We start from the raw sequence: 13789 nt of genomic DNA on the forward strand, positions 1-13789 counted from the left end.
CCTTTACGGACGCTCTTTTTCCTTTTGAATTCTCTTTGGGCCACAAAAGCACCTATCGGTCTGGTCCGGGCCGTGCACACGCCAACCTGCCCGTCATATCCGCACAACCCCAAAGTGCGTCTGACAGGCGATAGCGCCGCATTTTCCGGCGAATTTCAATTTTTATGTCCCAACCGAGGAGGGAGTCCCCCGTCTCCCCGTTTTGCGACGGTTTTATCCGTTATTGTCCGTTTGCACTGTCAACTTGACCCATTTTCCACAGATCCTTGACGCCATCGCCTGCGCGACGGCGTTCAGATGATGCACGGACCATGGAACGGATGGGTAAACCATCATGCGCTTCCAGCATAAATAACCGCCACAAAGACGCAAGTTCTACCTCGCCGCGGACATCCATCTGTGACCGATTGTCATTCCCCGCCCAGACGGTTGTGATCAGATCGGACGAGAACCCGACATACCATGCATCGGTGCGGCCACCGGCCACCGTGCCGTAACCGGCAAACGGACGATCCAGACGCACTTGCGGGTCGGTGACACTGGCAAACAAAACGTAGGACGCCTGAATCCCCTCGTCGGTCAGGCGTTTTTCCTGCACTTCCTCGACCCGTTGATAAACCGGGGGTGTGCTATTATCGCCCGTATAGGACACCCGATTGATCAGGGTCATCTGGGGTGGTTTGCCGGAATTTTGCGGCAGGGCGTGAATTGCGGTGACGTCGCTGATCGTCACCGGATCAAGGCCGACGACGGTTCTGATATCGCTCGATAGCGGGCTTTTGATGCCGATATTGTGGGCATATTGGCGGACATTCAACAGACCAAAGTGATCAGCAAGGTTGGTTGGCACCGTGTTGACATCACGCACAAATGCCTCGCGCAGTGATATCATGCCCATATAGTCGTGATCCGGGTTGATCGGACGCCAGCCGCCGACCGCCATGCGGTTATCGCGCACCCATTGGGCCGGATCGCTGTTTTCATTGAGCGCATAGTAATAAGTCGCGATCTTGATCATCCGCCCGGGCGAATGCCGAACGTCGGTGACGCGGTTACGCTGGAACGGTGAATATTTCAGACCGCCGATCAGGGCGCGAATGCGGCCTTCGGGGCTGATGGACAGCAATCCCGTCTGCGACGCGCCGCGCGGCTTGAAACGCAGTTCGGCGATTTCCGGTACAATTTCCTGCGCCAGATTTTGAATTTTCCAGTCGATGCTGGTGAGCACATCAATGTCGCGGCTGCTGTAACCGACAATATCGGCGACTTCTTCGAGCACCATATCGACGACATAGCCCGACAGGACGTTTTCCTCGTACTGCACATCGAGTTTCGGTTCGAGCAAGGTCAGGGCCGACACGCGATCCGCCTCGATAAACTTGTATTGTGCGAGACGGGCCAAAATCTTGTTGGCTTCTTCGGCGGTTTCGCGCGGATAAAACAGCGGATTGAAGGTTTCCGGGTCGCTGATGGCGGCGGCCAGAACGGCGGCCTGATGCAGGGTCATGCGTTCGGCAGGCCCGCCATACCAAAGACGCGATGCCGCCGAGATGCCAAAGATACCGCGCCCGACATAGGCGCGTTCAAGGTAGCTTCGCAAAATGGTTTTCTTGTTGAAGCTCCATTCCAGCCAGAGGGCAACAAGAAATTCCTGAATATGGCGGCCGGGGCCGCTGTCCTTGGTTTTGAAAAAGCTGCGCGCGACCTTCATCGTGATGGTTGAGCCAGGCGCATTTTCGGTGCTGAACATGCGCGCAACATCCGCACCCGAAACCCCGAGATGATCAAAAAACGTCGGGTCGGTGGCGGCGACAAAGACGTTCTGAACCCGTTCGGGCAAGGTGGTCAGCGAGACATCCTGGCTATAGTGGCCCTTGATGGTTTCAAGCAGCGCACCGTCATACCCCAGAATACGGACTTCGGGGCTGCGGACCATGTTGCGGCTGAGATCAAGGTTGGACTTGATGGTAAACAGGCTGCCGAAGATGGCAAGGAACAGCAGGGAGAAGCTCAGGCCGAACACGATCATGCGTTTGCGGCGCTGACGTTTGCGGATCTCGCGCAGTTCCTTTTCGGCGATGCGTTTCATCGCTGCGTTGGCCGCTGTCCTGCCGCCTTGTTCGTTGTCGTCGTTTTCTTCTGCCACGCCGAATATCCGTTATTGCTCGCGGTTTTTGCTTATTCTCTGACAGTAAAGCGCCAAGCCGTTAATAAAGTACTTTAAATCGCCAGATTTATCATACGAACGTATGGTAACGCCGCTGCTAAGAGATGTGATGGCCGGGACCATATCCGAACGTGCGGCGGGTGACTGTGATCAATGATATGGCGATGCAGATTTTGCTTGCCAACTTGCGCCCATATCTCAATATGTCCGGGTGGGCAGGCGATGGCGTCGCCAGCGTGAAAACGATCAGAAGCACGCGCCCAATCCATCACCAACCATATCCTGAACGCCGGGATCTTGCTTTGTCGTTGTCATGACAGGGGGAGGTCTTTGTCCCTTTGCATGCGCAACGCGTAAAAAAGGGAACGCGCTTATGGATCGCCCGGAATTTTACCGTTTTCACCAAGGTGACCGCGTGCTGCCGTTTGAGGCAGCCGAATATGACGCCCGTCTTGCGGGCTTGCGCAAGATCATGAATGACACCGGTGTTGAGGCCTGTGTTTTCACCTCCATGCATAACATCGCCTATTATTCAGGCTTCCTCTATTGCGCCTTTGGCCGGCCTTACGGGCTTGTCGTCACCGCATCTGAAAGTGTCACGATCAGTGCCGGGATTGATGCCGCCCAACCTTGGCGGCGCTGTCATGGCGATAACATCACCTATACCGATTGGGCGCGTAACAATTACTGGCGCGCCATTCTTTCGGTGACCGGGCCGGGCAAGGTGATTGGTTATGAGGGCGATCACTTGACGCTCTTGCAAAAGGCGCTTCTGGATGAGTTCCTGAAACCCGCCAGCAGCAAGGACATCGCGCCGGCCACCATGCGCCAGCGCATGCATAAGTCGCCTGCCGAGATTGCCCTGATCCGGCATGGGGCGCAGGTCGCCGATGTCGGTGGCTATGCCATCCGGGACGCGATCAGGGAAGGTGTGCGTGAAATTGATGTCGCCATGGCCGGGCGCGATGCGATGGAACTTGAAATCGCCAAGCGGTTCCCGCATGCGGAATATCGCGATACCTGGGTCTGGTTCCAGTCAGGGATCAATACCGACGGGGCGCACAACCCGGTGACGGCACGCAAGCTTAAGCGTGGCGATATCCTGTCGCTTAACACGTTTCCGATGATTTCGGGTTATTACACAGCGCTTGAACGCACGCTGTTTGTCGGCGAGGTCGATGAGGCCAGCCTGAAAATCTGGGAGGCCAATGTCGCGGCCCATGAATTTGGCATGAGTTTGCTGAAACCCGGTGCGTCCTGTGCGCAGGTGACAGAGCAGATCAACGCCTTCTTTGCCGAGCGGGATTTGCTGCAATATCGCACCTTTGGCTATGGCCACAGCTTTGGCGTGCTGTCGCATTATTATGGCCGGGAAGCGGGGCTTGAGCTGCGCGAAGATATCGACACGGTGCTTGAGCCTGGCATGGTGATCAGCATGGAGCCGATGCTAACCATCGCCGAGAGCAATCCGGGGGCGGGCGGATACCGCGAGCACGACATTCTGGTGATCACCGAAGACGGCAATGAGAACATCACCGGATACCCGTATGGTCCGGACTTCAATGTGGTTGGTTAGGATAGCGTGTTTCAAGAAATGGGCCCGATAACGGGCCCATTTCCGGATTGAGTGCGCATCGGACAGGGAGACTGGATGGGCAACCCGTGCGCACCCAATACAGTCACGGTGGGCCAATCACGATGGATTGGCACTTAAAACCGTGACATTCGCGCGGGCGAGATTGAGGGGTGCGAAATCGTGATTTGGCGGCGTGTGCCCCATGGGACCAAGGGCTTCAGGGTCCAGATCGGACAATAGGGGCTGTCTGCTGTCCTTTTCGGACACCACCGGCTGCTGGCCGTAAAGCTGCCAGTCGATACCAAGATCGGGATCGTTCCAGGCGATCCCGCGATCATGGTCGGGGCTGTAATAGTTCGATGCCTTGTACATGACATGGGTGTCGGGCTTGAGCGTTTTGAAGCCGTGCGCGAAGCCCTCGGGGATCCAGAGCTGGTACCAGTTTTCCGCACTGAGTTCGATCTTGATGTGCTGACCAAAGGTCGCAGAGCGCGGGCGGATATCGACCGCGACATCAAGGATCGCACCTTGTGTCACGCGGATCAGTTTGCCCTGGGCATAGGGGCAGGTCTGGAAATGCAGGCCGCGGATGGTGTTGATCGGAACGCTGATCGAATGGTTTTCCTGCACCAGATCAATATCGCCCACCACCTCGCAAAAATCGTCATAGCGAAAGGTTTCGGCAAAAACACCGCGTTTGTCCCGATGTCGGTTGGGCACAAACAAAACCGGACCTTCGATATCAAACGCGGTAAATTCGACAGGCATTGTTCATTACTCCTTGATCGAGATCGGAACACGGATCAGTTGGCGCGGCACACGCCAGCGATCCTTGTAGGGTTTCGGGACAAGACGGACGAAAACCAGGCTGGCTTCGTCATCAACCGTGCCAAACAGACGGTCTGTGCTGTCTTCGTCGATGATCGACGGATAGGCCGAGAAGGTTTCGCCTTCTGCCGCGTCGCGTTGCAAAGGCTGGCGATAGAGCAGTTTGGGTTCCGACCAGTTTTTGAGATCCGTCGAGGACGAATAGAAGAAGCCGGCAATGTCGGGTTCGCCCTTTTTGCGGATGCGATGGAGGTAAACCGTGATGAAGCTGTTTGATCCTTCGTGGCGAACCAGACCGCGGATGGAGGAAACACCCACCGGCCCGACGCGCGCACATTCGGTTTCGCGTGCCGACCATCCCTGATCGGTCAGGGTTGCGGCCAGCTCGAAACTTGAGCCGTTCCAGACATCCCACCGTTTGGGATCATCAATCGGGGCGCGCACCAGACAATTGCGCGATTCTTCCCAGTTATCGGCACGACGCCAGACAATGGCGTAATAGTAATTCTGCCAGGAGATGATGTTGGTCACCGTCACGTAACTTGGCGCGCGTTTGCGATCATCGCGATAGGGTTCCGGCGGCGGGAACGGTGCGTGATGGGGCGGGTTGCCCAGATAGTCAAAGGTCTTGCCACCGTCACTGGATTTCAGTGTCACCAGACCATTGATCCAGCAATCGGTGCGTTTTGTCCGGCCCTTGCACGGCATGTCATGGCGATAGGGCATGAAACTGGCACTGCCCAGGGCATAAACATCGCGCCCGTCGCGGGTATAGATCGCCTGAAGCCATGTGCGATCATCAAGCAATTCGGGTACGGCTTTGCCCGCGGCCTTGAACCGGCTGTCGCAATCGGGTTTCAGACTGTTAAAGCCATAACCGACAAAGGCCCGGTTCTGAAAGTTGGGCGCAAACAGGACCATTTGGCCCTGATTATTGCGAAAGGCACGTGCTGGTGAATCGGGCAGATGATGGTTGTCACATCCGGTGACGTCGCTATCAAAGATGACGGTTTCGGTGCCAGAGACAGTTACCTCGGCCGCCCGTAAATCCGGGTTCCAGCCAAACATGCCACCGACCGACAAGCCGATCAGGAATGCCGAGAGACCTGTGATGCGTTTTGAGAAACGAAGTGTGCCCAAGGTTTCACCCGCCAGGTTTGCAATCAAATGAGAAAGTGTGGTGCGTGGCGTTACTGGGGGTTACGCCACGCACCAGACAGCAAGGTCACGCCGCCTCTGCGACGTATGGGGCCGGGGTACTGCCCAGACGGTGTGCCATGCTGTTTTCTTCAAGGAAGTTTTTCAGATCGCCAAAACGCTTCTGATAGGTCTGCTCAAACAGATCGAAATCGGCATTATCCCAAGCTTCCTCGAACGAGAATTTGTCCATGTAGCGACCATCCACGAACGGAATGCCAAGTGTGCGGACAAATTCGCGGGTGCGCGTGTCATAGGTGACATAAAGGGCCGGAACTTCGTTGGCCAAGGCCAGCAAATTGCCATGCAGGCGATAGCCGGTCACGGCATCAAGGTTCTGTTCGGCCCGTTCAAAATCAGCGACACTTTCAAACACCGAAAGCGATGATTTATAAAGGTCCAGTAACGGATCCCTGGGGCCATAGAACCACTTTTCCGCAGTCAGTTTTTTGACAGCCTCGTCCATCACAGTCGCGTCATTTTCGACCTGTTTGGATCGCGCGTAATAGATCTGCTTTTCTTCAAGCTCGCCGGCACACAGGATTTCCGTGTCATAGCGTTCAGCCAGTGTGCGCAACATAAAGCGTTGCTGGGTCTGGAAACCGTGCGTCTTGCGCCGAAGCGTAAAGCCCAGCCTTTTGATCGATGCGGCATCAACCCGGCGCAATTTCAGTTCCGGTTTGCAATGGCGGAACGCCGTCGGGCAGCCAAAGATGCGGACATTTTTGATCCCGATCGAATTCAGCGCCTTTTTTGACAGATTGCCGCGCACGCCGATGGATGCCGAGCGATCTGCAACCAGGTTCAAGAAACGCCGGGTCGATTCATTGACATAGTTTTCGGAATTGTCGGGAACCTGAACACCGATGCCAAAGGCAATCACGGGGACCTTGGTTTTTTCAAGAACCGCTGTGATCGGGTCCCATTGACCGTTGGTGTTGATATAGTTCGATCCGCGCAAAAAGATGTAATCCAGCCGATTGATCTGTTCGATCTGGGTTTCCGAAATATTGCCGTCTGAGGGCACATAGATCGGAAAAAGTTCGGAATAATCGAGAATGCGCAGCGAGGAATCATAGACAAAGCAGTCACCGATATTGGTGAACAGCGTCTTTGCCTTTTCCGGCGCATTATAGGTGTGGGTGACAACACCAAGATTGCCCTCAAGACGGCCAGCGGGCATCAATACGCCAATACGGGGCTTGCGCCCCCCGGTGGGGAGTTCGGGTGCCATTTTATGCTCCTGCGTGTTTGGTTCGTGTCATTTTTGACGTTGTGTCGAACCGTTGCTCGTGTGTGGAAGTGCAGGTCTTGCGAGGTGTGTTTAAGCCGCACTGACCTCGCGGGATTTAAGGCTTTGTTCCCAATCAAGGGCATGGCGCACGATGGCATCCAAGTCATCATGAACCGGGGTCCAGCCGAGTTTTTGGCGAATACGATCAGCCGCCGCAATCAGGGCTGCCGGATCACCGGGGCGACGGTCGGCAAGTTCGACTTCGAAATCAACGCCAGACACCTTTTTGACCGCACCGATCACTTCGCGCACCGAGAAACCGCGCCCATAACCGCAATTCATCACGTCGCTTTCGCCGCCGCGTTCAAGATATTCAAGGGCCAGAACATGGGCATTGGCGAGGTCTGAGACATGGATGTAATCGCGAATGCAGGTGCCATCGGGGGTTTCGTAATCTTCGCCGTAAATGGCCATTTGCGGACGCGTCCCGGTTGCCGCCTGGCTTGCGATCTTGATCAGATGGGTTGCCTTGCGCGAAGTCTGGCCGGAACGGCCTTTGGGATCGGCACCGGCAACATTAAAGTAACGCAGCGCGACATAGCGCAAGTCATGGGCGATGGCGGCATCGGCCAACATCTTTTCGGTCATCATTTTTGATGTGCCATAGGGTGAGATCGGCTTGAGGGCGAAGTCCTCGTTGATCGGGGTGGCTTTTGGTTCGCCGTAGACGCCCGCAGTCGAGGAAAAGATGAAATGCTTTACGCCGCTATCCACGGCAACTTGCAAGAGCGCACGCGAATTGACCGTGTTGTTGCGGTAATATTCCAGCGGATAGATGACCGAGTCCGGTACAATGATCGACCCGGCAAAATGCATGATCGCCGTCACATCATGTTCGGCGATGACGCGACGCACCAGATCTTCGTCGCCACAATCACCTTCAACGAACGCCGCCCCGGTTGGCACTGCCCAGCGATGCCCCTGACTTAGATTGTCCAGCACGACGACATCGCGCCCGCCATCGAGAAGTGCCAGTGCCGCGTGACTGCCGATATACCCTGCGCCACCTGTTACAAGTACAGTCATTGCCGTGTCTCCTTGTTGATGTTGCCTGTTTTGGTTCAGGCTGCTTTGGAAGGCACGGCCGCCCGGCGATCCCGATCCGGGTCGCCAGAACGGCCATACCGGGTGGGATCACGCGACCTTTCGCTGAGGCTGCGTATCAGCTTTCATGACATCGACCATTTTGTGATCGATGTTGTTTTCGGTCAGGAACTGCGCCATTTCGCGATAGGTCTGGAACCAGGCGCGGTTGAACTTGTCGAACAGATCCTGATTCCAGTAATCCTCGAGCACGAATTCCTTTTCCGAGAACACGTCATAGGACGGGATCTGATAGGTTTCGGCGAATTCGACCGTGCGGCTGTCATAGGTGAAGTAAATCGACGGAACACCGTTGGACAGCGCCATCAGATTGCCGTGCAGGCGATAGCCCAGCACGCAATCCTTGGTCCGGACCAGATCTTCGTAATCGGATACGACATCGGAATAGAACAGCTTCTCGCGATAGAGGCGTTCCATCGTGTCATCGAGATACCAGTTCTTGACCCAGTCGTTGTTTTTGAGCGCCTGCATGGCTTCTTCGCGCTGGGCGTTGCTGCCAAAGACGAGCTTTTTCTCTTCGGGTTCGCCCTGGGCCATCAGGGTCATGTCATCGAACCGGTCTGCGAGATGTTTGACCAGATCACGATGGAAGGTGAGATAGCGTTTGATGTCCTGTGCATAGGCCGGTGAAACTTCACGGCGCAGCGTAATGCCGACATTTTTCACGCTATCGAGCGATGGCAGCTTGATGCGCATGTCGGGATTGTTTTGCCTAAACGCGGTCGGGCAGCCGACAATGCGGACATTGGTGATGCCAAGATCCCAAAGAACCTGTGCGGTATAGGCCCCGCGCACCCCGATGGAGGTGGTGGAATCGGCCATCATCCGCAGGACCGTTTTGGTCTGTTCGGACAGTTCGATCTTGCCTTTGACCGGGGCCTGCGCACCGATGCCAAAGCCCAACACGGGAAGCTTCAGACGTTTGAGAACGTCGATGGTATTGCGCCAGTCCATATCGGAATGGATGTAGTTCGACCCGCGCAGGAAGACATAGTCATATTCCTCGCGAAGGCGGTCGATGTCTTCCATCTTGGGATCGGCAATCGGCAAGACACCAAGCTTGTCGTAATTCATCAGTTTGAGCGATGAATCGAAGACAAAGGCATCCCCGATATTGTGGTAGTGATTGATGCTCTTTTGAACATCCTGATAGTTGTACCATCGGACGCAGTCGTGGTCGTAGACTTCGCCGGACGGGATCATTACGAGAACGCGCGCCATGTTGTCTCTCCTTGGTTGATCACGTTTTTGTTCTGAATTCATGCCGTGCTTGCCACGGTTTGCGGGCTCGCAGCCTTTGCAGACATACGGCGCGTTTCCAGAACCTCCCGATACTGCGCGAGATGTTGCTCGGCGCATTCCTGATAGGTCGTCACGCTTGGTATTCCCTCGCGCATCCGATCCCAGATCTTGTTGTCGCTGAGAACTTCGATCATCCGATCCGCAAGGTCTTCGGCACTTCCGACCCGGAAATGCAGACCATTGACACCGTCGGTGATTTTTTCGGCCATGCCGCCAATGTTGGAACAGATCATCGGACGCCCGTGGAAGAAGGCTTCCTGGATCACGACTGGCGAGTTTTCCCACCAGATCGAGGGGATGATCGTCCAGTCGGCGAGTTCCATCAGCTTGGGCATTTCGGTATTCTGATAGGCCCCGTAAAAGCGGACGCGTTCGCCGGCCTTTTCGATCAGGTCATGGACCTTGTCCTGATATTCCTTGGGTTGGCGATCAAGGTTGCCGCCAAAGATCATCAGCCGCGCATCATCGCCCCAGATTTCATCAGGCACACGCCCGACCGCATCGAGAAGGATGTCAGCGCCCTTGAACATTGTGAGCTGCCCGAAGAAGGCAAAGCGCGACCGGCGGGGCTGGGTTTTGGAAAGCGGGCGATCCTTGGCCCGTTCATTGATGTCGAGACCGTTTTCGATCACCGACATTTTTTCGGCCTTCATGCCCCAGTCAATGAAGCGATTGGCGAGAAATTCACTGGGCGAGACATAGTGATCGGCCAGTTCCAGCATCGCCTTGATGAAGCGTTCACGCCGCAGGAACGACGCCGGCGAGATATTGGGGAAACAGCCATTGCAATCAATCGGACTTGCCCGGTTGCACAGCTTGGTTCCGCCGCTTTTGATCATCTGCCCGTGATTGTGGCAGATCGTCAAAAACTCGTGGAAAGTAAAGAAGATCGCAGTTTCGGGCAGGGCTTCGCGAATGGCATAGATGGTTTCGAGCCCAAGGCCGAGATAGTGGTGGAAATGCACGACATCGGGTTCGTAATCCTTCACAAAGCGCAGGAAATCACGATCAATTTCATCCGTGCTGCCGTTGGACAGCAGGAAGTGATCATAGTTTTCCGCGTGATAAAGGATTTCGTTTTCCTTTTGCCGCAGGCTCATCAGGGCCGAGGCGCCGTGTCGCGGCACGGGATTGCCAACGCGGGCGAGATAAAAGCTTTCGACCCCGTCAAGTTTGTTCAACCCTTTATGCAGGTTGTAGGAGGCCACTTCGGCCCCGCCCAGCGAGATGCTGGGATGGCCGTGCGAAATAACGAGGACGCGTAAATCAGTCGACGGCATTGTTGTGGCTCCGCAAGTTTGAAACGACCAATGACCAGCGGCGATCAAACGCCCAGCGGTCAAGACGATTGGATAGTTCCTCCCAGGCAGGGGCTTTGCTTATGGATTGTTCGCTGCCCAGTACTTCGACATCGGGGATCCAGTAGGATGGCGTCCCCGCCATGCGCAGCTTGAGTGCAAGGTCGAGGCTTTTCTCCGCCGGACCGATATAGCCACGGGTAAAGCCGTCACTGTCCTTGAAGGCCTTGCGCGGCAGAATGCAGCATTCCAACGTACCGGCACTGACTTCGCTGGGTTGGGCATCGGCAAGAACCGCGCAAGGGTAGCCGACATAGCGATCCGAAAGGTACTGCCCGCCATTGGCATTACTGTTGATCCAGGTTCCGGCCCACCGGACAGAATCGTCTTCAAACAGGATGGTCGGCGATACGAGAACCTTGTTGCCGCGTTTGATATAGGCGGCATGCAATTGATCAAACCAGCCATCATCGCGCGGCAGAATGTGTGCCGACACCAGCCCGACTGTTTCGGAATTGGTGGCATCCACACCGACTTCGAGCGCATCGCAATAGTCTTCGACCCCTTCGGCGAAAACGATCCGGGTGTTGAGTTTGTAAAAGGCGGCAAGGCGCAAGATTTCGCTGCCAACCTGATCAAAGCTTTCGACCGGCCCGGCAATGACAATCGGCAGATGGCGGGTGACACTATCAAGGCCCAGCAGGGCAATGGTGACGCCGATATCATTGATCGTGTCATCGACACCGACCACAAGGGTCACCGGCGCGTCTTCGTCAAAGTCGCCGATATCATGGATATCCACCGCATAGGGACGCTGTGCCGTCATGGCCTGTAACATCGGGCCGAACTGACGTTCGATACTGTTCGAGGCCGTGACCGACCGCGGATCAAGCGAGGGCAGAACCCGTGAAAGGGCCTGACGGGCCGATGCACGCGTCGGGTTCAGCGGGCAATAGGCCGGAAAGGCATCGGTGATGCCCAGTTCAAGATAGGTCGCCTGATCGGATGGCGGGGTGACATCCAACGGGCAAAACACCAAAAAGCCGTGATTATTCCGGGCCGGGTTCATGCCAGAGAACATCGGATCATTGGCAAAGGCATCGGTCACATCGGCGCGTGACTGGCGCGTCCAGTGATCGTCAATACGGACGACTTCACCGCCAACCCGCAGTGACACATCCTTGACCGCACGGTCGGGATCAAGCATCCAGCCGGAAATCAACACCCCGCTTCCTTCGATCAGAAGAGAGAAATCAATCCCGATGCGGACCGGGCGATCCAGTTCGGATACCGTGTCGCGGCCATCAAAACGATGTGCGGCCATTTTAAGGGTATGCAGGATTTTTTCCGGTGCCCGCACACGATCAAGGACCGAACGAATATGGGCCGGGACATCGGGCGGTGCGACCAGAACACGGTGCTGATACACCTCGATCGAATACCAGGTGTCGCGGCCGCGGAAGTAAACCCGTTTTAGTTTTTTCGGATTGATCGGCTTATCGCCCAGCATCAGGCCGGTTACACCGGATGCCTCGTCGCCCAGGTCATCGCGCTGGAAATCGGCACTGGTCAGTTCCGCCAGTATCGGAGAATCCGCCATGGCAATGACGCGGGTGCGCCCGGTGGGGAAGCCACTTGACCAGCCCTGAATATAGACATCACCCTCTTCGAGCCCGCCCAGTACTTCGATAAAGCCGTTGCTGCGTGCGGCACTTTGCACAAGTGCGGCCACCTTGCTGAGGCGTTTTTTATCCGGATCGCCGGCCAGCAGGGCTTCGATCAGGCCATCGATCACGGTGGCAAAGGCCGGACCGGATTGATCGGCAACAGAGGACAGAACCGCCTCAATGCGTTGCTGACGATTGTCGATGCGGTATTCACGCGGTTTGCCAGCCCCGCGAAACAGGGCCGTTTTCAAACGACGTGCGGACACATCCTTCATCGGCAAGAGGGCCACAAAGCCATAGGCGTTGTCGGGTTCCGCATCGTGGCGGCGCCATGAAATGATGGATGCCTGGACTTTGGCGTCAGACTGGCTGTTGAGGTAAATATCAATCGTTGCCGGCAGGGCATTCCCCACCCCGACCATCAAAGCCAGACCTTCATCGACCAAGGCGGCGACGACGGTTCTGCCATCCAGTGGCATTCCATGCTGTTCGGTCATGCCCGGGCCTCCTTGTGTTTACGCGTGTGTTTCAAAGCGAATGATTGCCGTGCCATGGCGATCACCAGACAAAGGCGCCGATTGCCAACCCGGTGGTCACGCCAATCAGGCAGGACAGGATCAGCAACGGGGTTTTGAGATCATTGGTGTGGCGTGCGGTCAGGGCTGAAAGCCGTTCGTCAAAGCCACCGAGTGACTTGTCAAAGCGCACCAGAAAGACTTCGAGTTCATCGACCCGGCTTGAAAGTTCTTCCTGACCGTTTCGCACCAGTTTCACGCCGGCCTCGATGCCGTCATCGGCGGACGCCAGTTCATCCATCCGTTTGGACGCACTGACCAGACGTTTGGCGGCTTCGCGCTGACCGTTTTGCAAGATGTGCTGTGCGGCCAGCAGGCGGTCCAGACGATCCAGAATTTTGCCAAGCGGCGCGTTCAGCGCCGTGTGGGCTTCCTGTTCGCTTTGGGATGGGATGCGCAGCGTGATTTCTTCCTTGGTGCCGGGCATGACGGCACAGACCGTCAGACTTTCGACACTGGCAACCGCGGCGTCGGGCAATTCGACCTCGAATGCGTGCTTTCCATCGCCGATACCGTTGCGGCGCAAATCGACACGTTCGTTTTCGGCGGTTTCGCGCAGCAGGGCATGACCGTTCAGGCGAACGACCACCTCGATCCGGGCATCCGGGCTTTGCGGCGACCAGACCCAGCCATAGAGGCGGTTCTGATCAATGGCATCAACCCGCCCTTCGAGGGTCGGTGCGGTTTGTTCGGCATCTTGCGCACCTGTTGGCGCCGGGGTCGGTGGCGTGGTTTCTTCCATCGTCTGTTTTTCGGCAACAGCCATAGTGGCCTCCTTGTT

Annotated in this window: 10 protein-coding genes; 1 reads left to right on the forward strand and 9 read right to left on the reverse strand. The window is 56.2% G+C overall.

The features are described 5' to 3' along the window. Positions 1-220: 220 nt before the first annotated feature. Positions 221-2146: a transglycosylase domain-containing protein gene (locus WBY09_RS00640; protein WP_336231783.1), complete on the reverse strand. Its 1926-nt coding sequence runs from the start codon at positions 2144-2146 to the stop codon at positions 221-223. 394 nt (positions 2147-2540) lie between these two features. On the opposite strand from WBY09_RS00640, the gene WBY09_RS00645 reads away from it, so the two are divergent. Beyond that, positions 2541-3743 (forward strand): M24 family metallopeptidase, encoded by a 1203-nt coding sequence (locus WBY09_RS00645; protein ID WP_336231784.1) that lies wholly within the window; start codon positions 2541-2543, stop codon positions 3741-3743. Positions 3744-3860: 117 nt separating this feature from the next. On the opposite strand, the gene rfbC is transcribed toward WBY09_RS00645, so the two are convergent. The 8 genes from rfbC to WBY09_RS00685 form a co-directional block, all read right to left on the reverse strand. After that, positions 3861-4511: a dTDP-4-dehydrorhamnose 3,5-epimerase gene (gene rfbC, locus WBY09_RS00650; RefSeq protein ID WP_336231785.1), complete on the reverse strand. Its 651-nt coding sequence runs from the start codon at positions 4509-4511 to the stop codon at positions 3861-3863. Positions 4512-4517: 6 nt separating this feature from the next. Next, a complete protein-coding gene (locus WBY09_RS00655; RefSeq protein WP_336231786.1) occupies positions 4518-5711 on the reverse strand; it encodes a hypothetical protein in 1194 nt (397 codons plus the stop codon). Between the two features lie 85 nt (positions 5712-5796). Continuing rightward, positions 5797-7002, reverse strand: a complete 1206-nt coding sequence (locus WBY09_RS00660) for a polysaccharide pyruvyl transferase family protein (protein ID WP_336231787.1) — start codon at positions 7000-7002, stop codon at positions 5797-5799. Between the two features lie 90 nt (positions 7003-7092). Beyond that, entirely contained in the window at positions 7093-8088 is a 996-nt protein-coding gene (gene galE, locus WBY09_RS00665; protein WP_064780357.1) for a UDP-glucose 4-epimerase GalE, read from the reverse strand. 108 nt (positions 8089-8196) lie between these two features. Next, positions 8197-9387, reverse strand: coding sequence for a polysaccharide pyruvyl transferase family protein (locus WBY09_RS00670; RefSeq protein WP_008888997.1), 1191 nt, complete (start codon positions 9385-9387; stop codon positions 8197-8199). A gap of 38 nt (positions 9388-9425) precedes the next feature. Further along, entirely contained in the window at positions 9426-10748 is a 1323-nt protein-coding gene (locus tag WBY09_RS00675; protein ID WP_063085926.1) for a glycosyltransferase family 4 protein, read from the reverse strand. After that, complete coding sequence (locus WBY09_RS00680) at positions 10735-12930, reverse strand: hypothetical protein (RefSeq protein WP_336231788.1); 2196 nt, start codon at positions 12928-12930, stop codon at positions 10735-10737. The genes WBY09_RS00675 and WBY09_RS00680 overlap by 14 nt, the downstream gene beginning before the upstream one ends. A gap of 61 nt (positions 12931-12991) precedes the next feature. Further along, positions 12992-13774 (reverse strand): hypothetical protein, encoded by a 783-nt coding sequence (locus tag WBY09_RS00685; RefSeq protein ID WP_336231789.1) that lies wholly within the window; start codon positions 13772-13774, stop codon positions 12992-12994. Positions 13775-13789: the final 15 nt, after the last annotated feature.

This window comes from Thalassospira sp. CH_XMU1458, assembly GCF_037027205.1.
Lineage (GTDB): Bacteria > Pseudomonadota > Alphaproteobacteria > Rhodospirillales > Thalassospiraceae > Thalassospira > Thalassospira tepidiphila.